Source organism: Streptomyces sp. NPDC050508 (assembly GCF_040655155.1).
GTDB lineage: Bacteria > Actinomycetota > Actinomycetes > Streptomycetales > Streptomycetaceae > Streptomyces.
Map to the genome: position 1 here is coordinate 151,576 of NZ_JBFAJJ010000009.1, position 15,766 is coordinate 167,341.

Consider the following 15,766-nt stretch of genomic DNA (forward strand, 5'->3'; position numbering starts at 1 on the left):
GGGGGCCCATGGACGCTATGAGCGCGGGTTGGTCACCGGTGCCAGGAATGGGCTCGGCGCCCCGTGCCAGGACACCCACAGTGCCTCGCGCGCCCGCGTGCACGCCACGAACAGCAGGCTCAACTCGCTGTTCAGGTCTTCCTGATGCTGCTGGGCGTCGACCTCGACGGCGGTGACGGCTGACTTCATCGGTACGGTGCCGTCATTCACGCCGGCGACGGCAACGCAGCGGAACTCCAGCCCCTTCATCCGGTGCATGGTGCCGATCCGGACACCGGCACCACCGCGCCCAGCACCGAGCACGCACGCGGAGAGGCCGGCCCGCTCCAGAGCCTGGGCGATGTCCCGCCCCAGCTGGACGAAGCGCACCGCCACCCCGATGTCCTCCGCCTGCACCCCTGCGCCGGTCCAGTCCCGCACACGGGCCACCAGAGCCTCGATTTCCTCATGCTTCGTGGCATACCCGGCCGTCTTGGGCCGCTCTCCGTGCATCGTAGAGCGGTATCCCGCCAGCGTCTCGTTTCCGCCGTCCATGTCGTCCGGCTCTTCACCGGTCAGCAGTGAGGCCGACCAGGCCAGGATCTCCTGCGTGGTGCGGTAGTTGATCCGCAGTCGGTGCGAGCGGCCGACGACCTGGACGCCGAGCGAGCGCAGCGACACCCGATTCCCGTAGATCCTCTGGTAGGTGTCCCCGGCGAGGAACAGATCGTCCTGGCCGGGGGCGACCAGGGCCCGCAGGAACCGCCACTGCGCGGGGTGCAGGTCTTGCGCCTCGTCGATCACGACATGCTGGTACGGCTGCTTCTCCCGGCCGTCCAGGATCTGTGCCGCCTCCGCGCACACCTGAAGGAACGTCCACTCGCCGGCCTGGCGCAGTTGCTCCTCGAACGCGGAGACGGCCCGCCACACCTGAAGGCGTTTCAGCGGTGGGAGCGCGGTGCCACGGCCGGTGCGCGGCGCCTTGAGGTACTCCTCCGGGGCCGTCAGCGCCTGCGCCAGGACGATCTGACGCCACTCCTGGTCGAGGAAGACGTCCGTGAAGTCGACCCCCAGCCGCCGGGCGATGCGCGCCCAGCGGGCGGTGATCTCCTTCTGGTCGAAGACCAGCTTCAGCGGGGCGCCGCCGTGTTCCGCCCGCACGATCTCGTTGGCCAGGGCATCGACGTTGACCACCCGGATCTTGGCTCGGACGTTCTCCTCCTCGACCAGCAGCGTCAGACAGCGCTCCAGCTCGGCCGCGAGATCCTTGGTGAAGGTGGTGAGCAGAACGCTTCCGTCGGGGGCGTTCTCGGGCAGTTGCCGGGCCAGGTGGTACGCCCGGTGCAGGGCGACCACCGTCTTCCCCGTGCCGGGCCCGCCGGTGACCCGGGCCGGCCCGGCGTAGCCCTCGTGGTACGCCACCCGGTACTGGCTCGGGTGCAGGAAGACCCGCCAGGCATCGAACGGCCGCTCCAGGATTCCTTGCAGCTCGACAGGGCCCGACACGAGCGCGACCCGGCCGCGGGAACGGGCCATCGCGGTTCCCAGCTCATCACCGTCATCGGCTTCGGGAGTCCGCGTGGCGGTCCGGGCATACGCCTGCACCAGTTCCCGGTCGACCGCCTCGGGCTTCATACCGCTCGCGAGCCCCAGCAGCACGTCGTACTGATGCTCCGGCATCACCTTGTGCAGTGCTTCCAGATGGTCCTCGTCCGGGATCAGCCGGATGATCGGCAGGATCTCCTCGTCCACGCCGAGGCTGCGCAGCACCTTGTCCGGGTAGTCGGAGGCGGGGAACAGGCGGGTCGGTTCTTCGGCGGCGAGCGCACGCAACCCCGCAGTGGCGCGTTCCAGGGCCACGTCGTTGCGTATCTCGATGCCCTGCGTCGCCACGTTCACCGACGCCCGGTGCTTGGCGGCCCAGTCGTTGGCCTTGTCATGAGGGAGCACCTTGAGCAGCAGGTAGCTGTCGCCCGACTCGCCCTTGAGGACGACGCCACGCCAGAAGCCAGTGATGCGGATGGTCCGCAGCCGAGGGTCCTTCTGGTGCGTCAGCTTCTCCAGGTGCAGCCCGGTGTGAGTGGCCGCCGTGAACTTCTCGAACACCTCGAAGACCCGCTTCTGAACGGGTTTCTCCAACGCCGCGAACTCCAGCAGGAAGTCCCGGTGCATCCCCAGCGTCGCCATCCGTGCCCCCTCCAGAAGACTACGATCACCTTACTGACCGCCTTCGATGCGCGAGCCGGTCCGTACGCGTAAGGGCACAAGGCGGATGGCTCAGGTCCGCCTACGGCGGTGGTCAGTTGACGCGGCGGTTGCCGGGCGGAACCTCGCTCCGGTGCATCCCCACGACGACGGAGCCCGGTCCGCCGGCGGACAGGCTCTCGCGTATCAGGTCGATGACGTAGTCCCAGCCGGTGCCACGCGTGCCGATCCATCCGTCCCTGAGCAGCGTGGTGAAGGTGGTGTTGTTCAGGTACCGGGGAACCGACTCCTCGACGATGCGCGTCCCGCCGGACGGCCCGTCGGCCTCGGGACGTTGAAGCAGTTCCTGGAAGTGCTCCCGCGTCAGATACATGCCGGGGATGAGGGCGGCGGAGTTCATCATGAAGGGAGCGGTTCGGCACAGTTTGACCATGCTGGGCGTGGGGACCAGGCGTGGATCCCCCAGCGTTGTCGGCCCCTCCTGGCTGGTCCGAGCCCACTCGTCCTCGGCCTTGCACTGGTCGTCGACGGTCTCCATCCGCTTCAACTCCCGCTCGCCGGTGGCGTCGTGCCAGTACACCCAGCCGGGCCCGCTCTGACGCATCCGCTTGTACTGGACCATGGCCACGCTTCGGGCGTGCTCGTTCACGTAGATCATGTCGACGCCCATGACGGTCTCGGCGTTCGTGCGGTTGGCGTTGTACACGAACAGCCGATGGTGGGAATCGGAGCTGCGGCGGTAGATCCGCCAGCCGACCTGCACGGCGTCTTCGCCCTCCATGCCAGGGAAGCGCAGGTAGTCGTGGACGATCTGCTGGTCCTCGATCTGCCGGAGGTCCGGCATGCCTTCGATGAAGGGGACGGATCGGGAGCGAGGATCGTCCCCGCTGAGCGGCTGCTGCCACGCTTCGAGTGGATCGCGGTCCGCGCCGAACGTCTCCATGACGGTGCCCATCGCGTCCTTCTCAAAGCTTCGCTGTTCTCCCTCCCGACCTGTCGGAGGGTTGGCCCCCAGGCTGTTCTCCAGGCCATCCAACGTCCCGTTCAGTTCCGGCCGCAGATGCCGGATGGCGGCGAGCAGGTTGTCGCCGGCCGCGGGAGACAAACGACCGTCGTCCTTGAGGAATCGGCGGCTGGCCCCCATCGCGCCCTCAAGATCGACGAGCGGCAGCGGGACTCGGAGTGCGGTGAAGTCGCGGGCGAGCAGGGCGCGTTCGTAGGTACCCGACCGCCTGCCCGGGAAGACGCCGCCCACCCCGATGATCCTGCGCTGCTCATAGCGGGCGTGACGGTCCGTGAAAAAGGCGAGGCACCAGACGCGCGGCTTTCTCCAGTCTTTGTATGGATACGCGAAGGTCCGCTCACCGCGGGTCAGCCATGCCGGAGGCTTTTCGGGGAGCCGCTCCGTCATCAGCGCGGTGCTGTGCACCAGAGCGACAGCGACCATTTGTGACCTCCTGCATCATGTGAAACCGGAGGCTCAATTGTTGGCCAGGTTCCGACCGTCAGGGCTAAGTGGCCGTCAACCGGCCATGCAAATGGCGATGATTCGACGGTGACGGCACTTCATCAGGCGCCTGGCCACCGCGCGAGAACCCCTCGGCGCTGCAACTCCCTTATGTGTTCCGCCATCCGTCCCGGCATGGGACCGCCGTTCAGCAGGACGCCCGCTTCAATGTTGCGCTCGGCGCCCGCCGCCGTGAGGTTGGCGCTGGAGAGGAAGAGGATCCGGTCGTCGGCCACCGCCAGTTTCGCGTGCAACCGGCTTCCGCGAGCGGGGCGTTGGTCCGTCGGCCAGTGCCAGAGCCGCAGGCCCGGTATGCGGGAGAAGGCGTCGGCCGGTTCGCTCCCGGAGAGCAGCCCGCCCGCGCCTTCCAGCGTCTCCACGACGATGTCCACCGTGACACCGCGGGCCACGGCCTCGGACAGCGCCGCGGTCAGCGGTGCGTACCAGCGGGCCGAGTAGGTCACGGCGACGAACCGGTGCTCCGCGGCCCCGACCACCTCCGTCAGCACCTGGGCGGTGGCGCGACTGGGTGTCCCGGGCGTGGAGGGACCGCTCCACACCGCACGGGCCTCGGTCTCCTCGCGTCGCCGGGTCCAGGCCGCCGCGTAACCCCGCAGATACGCCGCCGCCTCCGCCGAGGGAACGTCGTCCTCCGTCAGCGATGCCAGCAACGCCGATACGGCTTCCAGCGCGGCTGGGGTCTGGAGCCTGCCGAGGATGTACGCGGGGGAGCGGCTCTGGGCGAGGAGTGTGGCCAGGGCCTTCGTCCGTGTGGGGCCGAGCGAGGCGGCGGCCGTCGCTGCCGCCGCCTCGAAGCGCCTGCGGCTCACCCGGTCGATCCGCTCACCCGAAGTCCGGGATGAGGGCCAGTGATTTCGGGTCGCCTGCCAGGTGGGTGATGAACCGCCGGTCCAGGAAGCGGTTGCCGCGCTCGCACGTGGTCTCGGACACGAACAGGCAGGCGTGGCAGGCGGCACCGTGCAGGAAGTCCTCCGGCGCCTTGGGAAGGCGTTCGCCGCACAGCGGGTCCGAGGAGCACCGCCCCGCTTTGTACAGTGCCGTCCGTACGATCCTGGCCAGCCGGTTCTCCCCGGTGCTCGGGTCCTGGTCGGCGAGGGACACCAGTCCGCCGAGCGTGCCCTCCGAGTCCGGGACGGCCGTGTAGATGAGGATGCCGGTCCGCCGTTCCTCGGCGTCGCCGCTGTAGATCCGCTCGGCCAGGCTCGCCGAGTTGTAGCCGCACTCCATCGCGATGGTGCGGATGAGCAGATGGGAGAGCGTGTGCAGGGCGATGTAGCGACTGCCCGGCCAGCCCTGCATGAGGTCGGAGCCGTCCTCGATCCGGTCCGACCTGCGGTGCTCACGGAACCGGCCGAAAGCTGCGGCGTGTGCGGCGAGGGCTTCGCTCGACGCGACCCGTTGCTCCCACTGCTCGATCAGGTGATCGTCCACCCGCAGGAACAGCCCCTCGCCGCGCACCTCGCTGGCCGGCACCCAGCCGCGTTCGCGCCGCCCCAGGTCCACGCGGGTGACCAAGCCAGGGTCCTCAGGATCGGGGGCGTCGAGCCGGGTGAAGCCGATGAGGGCCCGCACCTCGCGCAGTCGTTCCGCCTGCCGCACCTGGGAAAAAACGGTGGACAAGGACCCGCTGAGCGAGGCGTCCACCAGTGCGAAGTCCTCAGTCGGGTCGGCGGTCTTCGCCGCGGACAGCACCTGCCACTCGGGGGTCAGCAGGTCCGGAGGGCCTGGCGGCTGCTCGGTCACGCCCGCATCGCCCGACAGGGCCGCGCGGTAGGCGGACATGGCCTGCCAGACCTGTCCGGGCTCGTAGTCGCGAAGGTAGCGGTGGTGCTTCGACTTCTTGGCGAACATGGCGATCTCCGCCTCGTCCTCGAAGTCCTCCAGGTCCGGCCAGCGTTCCTCGACGAGCTTGCGCAGCGAGTCGGTCCCGGTGTCGGGCAGTGCCAGTGCGCTGAGCGTCACGGGAAACCACTGGTTGGACGCGCCCACGACCAGCAGGTACGGCGTCTCGTCGCAGGTGTCGTAGACGCCGTCGAACTGCGGGTGCCGGCCACGGCAGCGGGGCAGGTTCTCGCGGCCCTTGTCGCCCATTGCGTCCCGGATGTTGCGCTTGGCCTTCTTGCACACCAGGCATTCGAGGGAGACGTTGGCCGCGAGGTTGCCGCCGTTGTCGCGCATCCGCAGCGTCGGGTATGTCGTGTCGGGGCAGGCGCGACCCTCGTGCACGAACTCCGTGTACGGGAACTCGTCGAGGTGGCCCTTGGTGCAGGCGAGCGCGAAGCGGGCGGCCACGGCGAGGGGCTTGCGGCCCTTCTTCTTCCGGTAGCAGTTCTCGTGGTAGAACCGCGCCTCGTCGGGGCGGCGGGCGTTGTTGTTCTCGAATCCCCACTTGCCGGAACCCAGGGAGGCCAGCTCATTGCACGCCGTGCAGCGCAGCCACTGCGGGAAGGGGGTTACGGGCACGCCGATCCGTGCCGCGTTCCCCTTCGGGTCGGTGTCGGTGCCCGGGATCCACGGCGCGGCGCGCAGTTCACCCACCTGGTTGGGGCCGTAGCGCCGCAGGGCCCGGTTGACGGCCCCGCGGAGCCGGGGTTCCTCGATCACCGGATCGGGCACACCGGCGTAACTCCAGTGGTCGAGGCCCTTGACCATGACGGAGAAGTTAGGCAGGTCGACGAGGGCGCCGACGCCGCCGGTGAACATTAGGTGGCTCGGCCGTACCGCCCCCACCCGCCTGAAGTATCCGCCGCCGCTCATGACCGCCGCCCCCTGGCCGTGCCGTTGTCGTCGCCGTTCCCGTCCGGGTCCGGCATCTCGCCATGTTCGTCGCCGCTTTCGGTGTCCGGGCCGTCGGTGCCCTCGGCGGGCGGTCCGAACTCCCAGGCGTTGCCGGCCGGGGCCGACAGCACGGTGTCGGCGGACAGCAGCATGTTGATCTCGTTCTCCGTCTCGCGCATCGACTGCGGGACGGTGAGCACGTCCCATCCGCTGCCGTCCGCGTTGCGCAGCAGTCCCAGCACCGTCTGCTTCTGCCGGGTCTGGCTCCGATAGCCGAGCCGGCCTTGCTCACCCTTCTTGGCCGTCCAAGCGTCGCGCAGGGCGTCGATGCGCTCGGCGAGGTAGCCGCGCGCCCGGTCCCCGTCCACGGCTTCCGCGCGCGCCAGCAGCCGCCGCTCGACGTCCCGCACCCGCGGGTCTTCGAGGTCCACCCCCTCCGCGTCCACGTTGTCGGAGAACTCGTCGCACGCCTGCCGCACGGCGGAGACATACGTGGCGGTGGTGCCCCGGTCGAGCGCCCGCCGCGTGAACGGGGTCACCGACAGCGCCTCGACCTGCCGGTAGAACGTCGCGTGGTAATGCTCGAAGTCTTCGAAGTGAGCGAGGTCCCGGGGCCGCGCCCAGTTGTAGAGCGTGATCACGATGCCGGGCCGCTTGGCCTGACGTCCGACACGGGAGGACGCCTGGATGTACTCGGCGGTGTTCTTCGGCTGCCCGGTGACGACCATCAGGCCGAAGCGGGAGACGTCCACGCCTACCTGGAGCATCGACGTGGCCAGTACATGGTCGACCGGCCTGCGGTGCAGTGGGGCGGGCAGGACCCGGGGCTGACGGTTCCTCCCGGCGTCCCGGAGCTCGTCGACGATCGCCTTCTTGCGCTCCGATGTGTCGTGCTCCGGGTTGAACCCGATCTCCAGCCGCTTGAGGGTGGCGCTGATCTCCGCCGACGAGATACGTGAGGTCAGCTCCTGGAGGTTGAGCATGTCGGTGTCGCGCAGCAGCCGGTTGGCGATGCCCCGGCGGCGTCCGTTGGCCCGCAGTCGGCTCGGCACGTCGTCGTCCAGGACGCGCCGCATTCCGGCGAGTTCCTTGGTCGCGTTGAAGTATCCGACCACCGTCATGTACGGATCGGCGGGAGCACCGTAGAGGTCGAACATGTGCTGCCCGGCGAGCAACAGGATCTCCGCGACACGGATCTCTGCGGCCTTCATGCGCACCCCGTGCGCGCAGACGCCGTAGTAGCGCCGCCCAGGGTTGTCCCGGGTGACGTCGACCTGCTGGGAGAAGAAGGTGTCGCTGACGTCGACCACCTGCGGCGGGAAGATCGCCAGGTCTCGGGCGAACACGCCAAGTACCTGCGCACGGGCGTTGCGGGTGGTGGCCGTCGACGCGACGATCTTTGGCCCGGTTTCCCGAAGCTGCCCGTGGGAGTCCTTCGCCCGCCAGGTGCACAACTGGTCGACGGCCGACTCGAACAACCCCACCGTGGTGCCCAGCGCCCCGGAGATCAGGTGCAGCTCGTCCTGGATGATGAGGTCCGGAGGCCGCAGCCTCCGTGGCATCGGTCGGCTGGTCACGGCCTTGTGCCGGTCCTTGGCGTTGTGCCGGGACCCGCAACCGATCTCCTCGTCGAGGTCGTCGTGGCGGTAGCCGTGCCGATCGCAGTAGGCACTCACGCGCCCGAACAACATTCCCGCATAGCCGCGCCACGGCAGCTGGGCGAGCTTGTCCACGGTCGCGATCAGCAGGCTCGGCACCAGCCGGTAGATCTCCTCGTCGACTGTGAGGATCGGCAGCCCCTCACCCCGCGCCTGCATGCGGGAGAACGGACAGGGTTCCGCGTCCTCCCCGCGCGGGCAGTACACGATCACGCGCCGCCGTACATCGTCCGGTGCCACGTCACGCCACGCGCGCAGTTCCTCGCCGCACCACGGGCAGGACAGCACCTGGAGGACGTTCGCATGCCTCCCCGAGGCGGACTCGTTGGCCTCGGCGATCTGCTGCGCCGCGTCCCCGTACCAGTTCGGCGAGACACCGGCACCGACCCACAATCCGATACGGAACGGCCTGCGGCCCCAGACCTCCTCGTTCTCCCTGCGGAGCACCTCCGTCGCGCACACCAGAGCGGAGGCCCGCTGGAACTGCTGGGCCGTCAGCAGCCGCAGGGTGTACCGCATGAGTACGGCGACGCCGTCCCGCCCCTCGCGGGCGTCCTCGGCCTCCCCGACGACCTTCTGCAGCCGTCGGATGGCGAACGTGTAGGCCGTGAGACCGAGATACGCCTCCGTCTTGCCGCCACCGGTCGGGAAGAACAGCAGGTCGACCGTGGCGGTGCTGTCGGCCCTGCGCTCCTTGTGCGCGGGGTCAGTGAGGGAGCACAGGTTGAGCAGCACGAACGCCAGCTGGAAGGGGTACCAGCTCGCGGCCACGGGGCCGCGTCCGTCGACCTCGGCGTAGGCCGCCGCGTACGTGGGCGGCTTCTCACCGCCCTCGGCCCGCAGCGCGGCCGTCGCCGTGGCCCGGCGTTGCATGGCCATTGCCCGGTTGGCGAAGCGGAACGCCCGCAGTGCGTCCTTGTTGGTGTGCAGCAGCTCGATACCGAGGGCGATCCGGCCGCACGCGTCGCGGGCCTCATCGACCGCCCGCAGCGCGGTGGTCCGCAGCTCGCCCGACAGCGACTCCGCCTTGGCGGCCTGCTGTTGCAGCCAGCCGTCGTAGCCGTCGGCCAGCGGCTGCAGGGCCTTCAGCAGCTCGTCGCGCCGCTCCCAGACGGCCAGTTCGGCGAGCTTGTCCATGCTCACCTCAAGACCGGCGAGCAGCGGCTGCCGAGCCGTGTTCGGCGCGACCGTGGCCGGTACGTCCTTCACCGGCAGCCAGGTCGTCTCCAACTTGACCGCGCGCCGCCCCTTCGGCAGGACACTCGCGTGCACGGCGACGTTCCGCCCGTGCGCGTGCTTCAACTCCTGCCGGTACAGCAGCCGCAGATGCTGTTCCTCGGGGTTCTCCAGGATGTGGCCAGGCTCGTCGGACAACGGGTCGTCGATCGGCAGGAAGACGCTGGACTGCCCGTCGAAGGAAGTGACTTCCAACTTCGTCTGGAACAGCCACTGCCCGTCCCGCAGTTCACGGGACTCCTCCAGAGAGTTGATCAGCGACACGTCGACGAAGCGTAGGTTGTCCGCGCCGTCGACCGTGCCTGGGCGCTCCCGCACGTGCACGTCGAGCCGGATGCAAGGAAGGTCTGGGTCGGTGTCGTCGACGCCCTCCAGAACCTTGCGGACGGTGCCCGGCGAGTCGACGGGAATGTCCACCTCGTACCGGATGGGCTCCCGCGACCACGTGCGTACCGCCCGGCCGCCGTCGGTCTTGCTGTCGCTCTGCCGGTACCGGCCCCAGGAGGCGACGACACTGAGCATGCCCACATCGGCCGGCACCAGGAAGCTCAGCCCCATGGACGACGCCCACAGCCGTCCGGCGGCCTGCGGGGTGAGCCGGTCCGCGAGCTCGGGGTCCCGCCCGTCCCCCTCAGCGCTGACCTCGGTCTCCGCCTGGCCCGCCGCGACCTTCACGGGCGCGTCGGTCGGCGCGGGTCGGGGCCCGAGAAGTCCGACGAGGTACCGGTCACGGGGTCCCGCGCTGTGCGGCGCCAGAGCCTCGGTCTCGTCCGCCCACGGCCCGAGTAGATCCCGTGAGATCAGATCGCCGAGCTCCTCCCGGACGTCGTACGACGACCCGGACCGGAAGGTCTGCGGGACCTCGTCCACGGGGTGGGGAACGCCAGGCTCTGGAGCGGGGGCGTTCTGTGATGGCGACGGCATGCGCGTATCCCTCCCTGGGCGCGGACCGTGCTGACCGACACCCGTGAACAACGATAGGGGGGTCCACTGACATTGATGGAGCCGCGGTGAGCCGTGCAGGCCGTACTGGTTCGGCAACGACTCAAGCCGTCCCGAGGGCCCTGCCGGCTTCGTAGACTCACCGCGCCGCAGCTCAGAAAAGGTCGGGGCGAACCTGCGAGAAGTAGTACGGCCGCTGGGCGATGAAGTCCACCGCGTCCATGCCGGTCAGGTAGTCCGTGTTGGTATCGGAGTAGCGGGTGTTCTCCTTTCCGTCGAAGAACTTCCCGCTGGTGGTCTTGGAGACCTCGATGGTGCCACTGGAGACGCTCATCGCAACCTGATGAGTCTGGTTCCCGTAGCCGTCATAGGGCTGATAGGTGTGGCTGACGCCGTCGAACTCGCCTGCCTCGAGCGCTTCGAGAACTCGGTTTGCATCCATGATCAGCGCCTCCAGGTCGGCCGAAGAGTGCAGAGACGCCCCGACCACCGGGGGTGGTCGGGGCGTCTCTGAGACCTCACATTGAAATGTGAGGTCTCAAGCCTAGTACCAAGGCCGTGAAGTCTGCGGTTGAGGTGCGTCGTCAACAGCCTGCGGAGGCGGGGATGTTGATGTTGGTGGCCTTGTAGGTGGTTCGGTCGATGCTGGGGACCGCGAGCCTGGTACTTGGAGATGGCGCGTTTAACGACGGGGACTGACGCGTAGTCGCCGTGCGGGCAGCAGGCAGGCTAGGACATGTCGAACGATGGCGCCGACGAGGTCTATGACCGTGTCGGCGATGACGTCCGCGGCCTGATGACCAGGTCGCGGGCGGTCTGCCAGACGGTGCTGAAGCTGGCGCGGTCGGGATCGGTGCCGTATTGAGTGCTGGTGGCATCGGCCATGGCGGTCCGCAGCAGTTGGCGGACGACCAGCAGGGCGTAGATCTCCTGGTCGATGCCGTCGGGGGTGCGGGCCCGCATGACCCGGCCGCCGAGGATGGTCAACTTCATTTCCAGGCAGGCCGTTTCGGTCTCCCAGCGCTGGTGATACAGCGTGGTCAGTACGGCTGCCGGGTGGCGGTGGTGGTCGAGCAGGGTGGGCGTGTTTCCCGGCGGTGGTGATGGTGATCTCGCAGTCGATGACGCGGACGCGTAGGTCACCTAGCGTGGAGAGGCCGGAGCCGTCGCGGTAGCGGGTGAGGACGGGCACGTGGCGGCCGTTCTTGAGCCGGACCAGGACCTCGGCTCCCGGTGGCCGCGATGTCGGCCAGGAGCCGTTGGGCGCCGAAGTTGCGGTCGGCCAGCAGGATCATCCTGGGCCCCAGGCGCGGGGCGTAGGTGGTCTCGCCCAAGGTGGCGGGACCGAATACCGCGTCGATGAGGGTGCGGGTGCCGCAGGCGACCGGGGCGAGCAGGCGGATCCCCGGTCCCGCCGTGGTGGCTGGCCTGCTTGGCCCAGCTCACGGGATTACTGGCCAGCTCCTCGTCGCCCATCACCGGTGCTTCCACAGCTTGCGTAGGCGCAGCACGTCCACGGTCCACTCGCTCCGGAGAGCTACATCCGAGAGGGGAACAGTGCGGTCGAGAGAGAAGGCTACGTGATGGTACAAAGGGTGAATCTCGCCGTCTCCCACGACGATGAGGCTCGACAGGAGGGGTTCGTCGGCCAGAGTGCCATGGTCGATGGTGACCAGGACCTCGCCTTGGTCATCGGGGTGTAGGCGGGGGAGGGCGCTCTCCCCCAGTTGCCGTCGCACGTCCCCCCACGTTGTCAGGGACTGACTCCGTGCGTGCCCGTCGCGGATCACTCGTTGGCGAAAGCCTATGTCCAGGCTCTCCCGGTACAGCGGGTAGATGTTGGCGCCCAGAAACCACTTGACAGTGCTGCCAGCAGGGCGCAGACCCAGTCCCCCCGTTTGCTGCGGACCGCCGCGACCAGCGCATGGGCAATATCAGCGACAACCTCGTCGCCCGTCACCGTGCGACCTGTGTCGTGGTTGGCGACTCCGTCGTATTAGGCGAGCACATGCCGCGTCACCGATGCTTCTTGTGCCGCTCGTGTCGTTCAGGTCCGGGCTTCCTGACGGCACGACAGGCACCGGTTCGAGCTTGTCTTCCGCACCTTGGGCCGTGATGTGCCTGGGGCAGCTCCTGGCAGATCATGTACGACCACGTGAACCCGGTCATCCCCGACGGCCGCGTACCCGGCTGTGGTCGCTGGAGACGCGTGGCGCATCAGGCGTTGTGTCATGAGCAGGTCTCTGCCAGACGAGCGGTAGACCATCGTGCCGTATCGGTGTCTTAGTTGGTGGTAGCGCATGCGGATGCCGATCTTGGCTGCGATGCCGGCGACAGTGCGGGAGACGGATTCGGCCCGTGTTCCTTCCCAGAATTCGCCCTGTCTCGTCAGGTCGAGTGCCTTCATGACGACGGGCGGTACAGGGACAGTGTCCGTGCGTCCACCCTTGCCCGTAACGCGGAGTATTGCTGTGCCGTCGTCGAGGGTAGACACGTCTTCCCGAGCGAGTTTGGCCGTTTCGTGCGCTCGGAGGCCACAGAACGCTCCCAACAGGACCCAGGTCTTGTGTGCTCCACGCGTGGCTGCAGTGAGCCGTGTGAGCTCATCTTCTGGGAGTGGGTGAGGTGTTGACCGGGGTGCTGCAGGCTTGCGTATGCCCTGTATGAGGTCCACCCCCAGCCACTTTCCGAACGCCCGGAGATGGTTTAGGTAGGTTCTGCGCGACCATGGACGCAAGGGGCGCGCAGCGAAGTACGTGATGACGTGATCGACTTTGAGCTGGTCCACGGTTACGCCAGCGAAGCGGGCTATGGCGTTGATGCAACGTACACGGGCTCCGATCGTGTTGGCTGAGTAACCGTCCGCACGCTGGGCCTCGGTGAACTTGTCGAGTGTCATGAGGGATGTCATGTGCCCGGTTGCGGGGTTTATATCGTGGCGCGATGAGTTTGGCGGGATCCACCTCTGAATCGGCCTGACCTGCGCTCTTGGCAACAGGCTTCCGTCTGGTATCAGGATCAGCGCCAAGTGAGCCTGGTAGCGGGGTGGTTAATAGGTCACCAGCGTTCATCGGTTCGTACGTGCTGCGGGCTGCCATCACTCGGCATGCCGCGAGGTCCGCGTCGGGCGCCGACCGGGTCAACTCGAGAGTTTCCGCGAGCTTCAGACAGCCCTCGCGTGCCGCTTGCAGTTCCTGCGCTTCGAACTGCAACCGGAGGATGGCCAGTCGGCGGGAGACGACCTCCGGATGCGAGGAGCCGAGACGGGGCAACACGTCGTTGAGATCCTTGCCCAGCAGCTCCAGTGCCTGGGACAACCGTCCCTCTGCCGCAAGGCGTTGCGCGCGCTCGCGCAGGTCCGCCGACTCCGCGGGCGACCCGGCCCTAGAGGTAGACGGCGGTTGCGCTGGCCGAACGGGAGGTTGTGCAGTCGCGAGCGGGGCCGGGGCGTGCTTCGGAACGGGTGCGTGTGCTTGGTCAGGAGGAGGATCGTTCGGAAGGTCAGTGCCATCGTGCGGCAGGCGCGTGGTGGCTTTGCCGTGCCTCGGAGTTCCGGCGCGGGTGGCCTTCGGCACCGCCTGCTCGGCCCAGGGTGTGAGGGCCTCCCGGACTTCGGCTGCGTCCGCCGGGCGGTCCTCCGGCCGCTTCGCGAGTAAGCGGGAGACCAGGTCGCACAGTTCGGCTGGTGCGTCGTCGCGCAGCCGATCCAGTGGTACTGGAGTATCGGCGATGTGCTGGACCACCAGGGCCAGCGGCTCGTCGGCCGTGAACGGCGGTCGGCCGCCCAGTATCTCGTACAGTACGCAGCCCAGTGCGTACAGATCGCTGAGGGGAGTGGCCGCCTGCCCCTTGCCTTGCTCTGGAGAGATGAAGCCCGGAGTTCCGGCCACCATGCCCGCGTCGGTCAACCGTGGCCCGTCCGGTGGTTGCAGGGCGGTGGCGATACCGAAGTCGAGGACGCGTACCGTGCCGTCTGCCGTGAGCATCACGTTGCGGGGCGTCAGATCCCGGTGGACGAAGCCGCGTCCGTGAGCCTGGACCAGCACGGAGCACACCTGGGCGCCCACCGCGGCGGCCCACTCCACGGGAAAGGATCCGCGCTGGGCCACCAGCCGGTCCAGCGTGTGTCCGTACACGCGCTGCATGACCAGATAGAGCCGACTCGCTCGATGGGTGCCCGCATCATGGATGACCGGTACGTACGGATGCTCCAGCTTGGCCATCAGTCGTGCTTCTCTGGTGAAGCGGACGACGGCGGGGTCCTGCGGATCGAGCCTGCGCGGCATCTTGGAGGCAGCCGTCCGTGGTGTCAGCAGTTTCACCGCCACAGACCGGTCCAGCCGCTGATCGTACGCCGCCCACACCTCGCCCATGCCACCTCTGCCGAGCAGCTCCGCCAGCTCGTAGCGGCCGTCGATCAGTTCGCCCCTCGTCAGGTGATGGTCACTCATCGTCTTCCCTGCGCCCTTTTGTTGACCCGGGTTGCCGGTGGTCGCGGAGAGGCCGGGAATCGGAATGGCCGCGTCATGGACATATCTGGTTCTAGGAAGGAATCCCACGATGCGTCAGATGCGGACGCAAGAATATGAGGGGCCAGGAGGGAGTACCCCGAGGTGGCGCCGGCGTCCCGCTCGCAGGGGTGCTTCGCGAGGAGACGGAGGACCAGATCTTTGAGGTCCGGTGGGACGTCGTGGCGGAATGAGGCGAGGGCCGGAGGCGTACTGGTCCGGTGTGCCAGCATGACGAGCGCTGGTATCGGGGCGGTGAACGGGGGCTCTTCGGTCAGCACGAAGTACTGCAGACAGCCCGGCGAGTAGAGATCGGCACGGTGGTCGACGTGGGAATGGGGACTGCCTTCTTGCTCAGGGGCCCGAGAGTCCGGTGCATCGTGCCCGCTTACAGGGCGGTCAATCGTGTGGGCATGGCGCCGGGCGCGGCCACCAGACTGAAGTCGATGATCTTCAAGGTGCCGTTGGGTGCCACCATGACGTTCTGCGGTTTGAGATCCCCTGTGCACGAGACGTGCGGCGTGCACGGCGGACAGTCCGGCGGTGATCTGCCCGCCCGCGGCGCCGGTCGCGTCCACTGAGAGTGGACCGTGCTCCGACACGAGATCCACCACAGTTGCTACGCCGGGGACGAGCTGCATCACGAAGTGATGTATCGCCTTTCTTCCACCGGCGTTGTGCACGGTCGCGACGTGGGGATGGTCGACTCCGGCGAGAGTGGCGGCCTCACGCCGGAAACGCCGGACGATGCGCTGCCGTTCGTCGTCGGAGTCGAGGAGTTCCGGACGAATGAAATTGAGGACGATCAGACGCCTCAGATGCAGGTCGGTGCATTCCCATACCTCGCGCATCGCTCCATGGCCGATCGGCGTGCGTACCTCGCAACGATCGGCGATGCGCTGTCCCCGAGCCATCCGGGGGCCTCCCCCAAG

10 protein-coding genes are annotated in these 15,766 nt (G+C 68.1%); all 10 read right to left on the reverse strand.

Features of this window, described 5'->3' with window-relative positions; genetic code table 11:
* Positions 1-15 precede the first annotated feature (15 nt).
* Positions 16-2,166 (reverse strand): UvrD-helicase domain-containing protein, encoded by a 2,151-nt coding sequence (locus AB0I69_RS25955; RefSeq protein WP_363098069.1) that lies wholly within the window; start codon positions 2,164-2,166, stop codon positions 16-18.
* 112 nt (positions 2,167-2,278) lie between these two features.
* On the reverse strand, positions 2,279-3,631 hold the full coding sequence (locus AB0I69_RS25960; protein ID WP_363098070.1) for a hypothetical protein: 1,353 nt from the start codon (positions 3,629-3,631) through the stop codon (positions 2,279-2,281).
* A 122-nt stretch (positions 3,632-3,753) separates the two neighbouring features.
* Complete coding sequence (gene drmC, locus AB0I69_RS25965) at positions 3,754-4,521, reverse strand: DISARM system phospholipase D-like protein DrmC (RefSeq protein WP_363098071.1); 768 nt, start codon at positions 4,519-4,521, stop codon at positions 3,754-3,756.
* 13 nt (positions 4,522-4,534) lie between these two features.
* The gene (locus AB0I69_RS25970; protein ID WP_363098072.1) at positions 4,535-6,469 is read right to left on the reverse strand and encodes a DUF1998 domain-containing protein; all 1,935 of its coding nucleotides are present in this window, start codon (positions 6,467-6,469) and stop codon (positions 4,535-4,537) included.
* Complete coding sequence (gene drmA / locus AB0I69_RS25975) at positions 6,466-10,308, reverse strand: DISARM system helicase DrmA (RefSeq protein WP_363098073.1); 3,843 nt, start codon at positions 10,306-10,308, stop codon at positions 6,466-6,468. Before drmA ends, AB0I69_RS25970 begins: the two co-directional genes overlap by 4 nt.
* Positions 10,309-10,480: 172 nt before the next feature.
* The gene (locus tag AB0I69_RS25980; protein ID WP_363098074.1) at positions 10,481-10,768 is read right to left on the reverse strand and encodes a hypothetical protein; all 288 of its coding nucleotides are present in this window, start codon (positions 10,766-10,768) and stop codon (positions 10,481-10,483) included.
* Positions 10,769-11,088: 320 nt separating this feature from the next.
* Positions 11,089-11,319 carry a hypothetical protein gene (locus AB0I69_RS25985; protein WP_363098075.1) on the reverse strand — a complete coding sequence of 77 codons (231 nt, stop codon included), beginning with the start codon at positions 11,317-11,319 and terminating at the stop codon, positions 11,089-11,091.
* Between the two features lie 1,054 nt (positions 11,320-12,373).
* Positions 12,374-13,000 carry a tyrosine-type recombinase/integrase gene (locus tag AB0I69_RS25990; protein ID WP_363098076.1) on the reverse strand — a complete coding sequence of 209 codons (627 nt, stop codon included), beginning with the start codon at positions 12,998-13,000 and terminating at the stop codon, positions 12,374-12,376.
* On the reverse strand, positions 12,930-14,777 hold the full coding sequence (locus AB0I69_RS25995; protein WP_363098077.1) for a protein kinase: 1,848 nt from the start codon (positions 14,775-14,777) through the stop codon (positions 12,930-12,932). Before AB0I69_RS25995 ends, AB0I69_RS25990 begins: the two co-directional genes overlap by 71 nt.
* Entirely contained in the window at positions 14,774-15,748 is a 975-nt protein-coding gene (locus tag AB0I69_RS26000; protein WP_363098078.1) for a hypothetical protein, read from the reverse strand. Before AB0I69_RS26000 ends, AB0I69_RS25995 begins: the two co-directional genes overlap by 4 nt.
* Positions 15,749-15,766 lie beyond the last annotated feature (18 nt).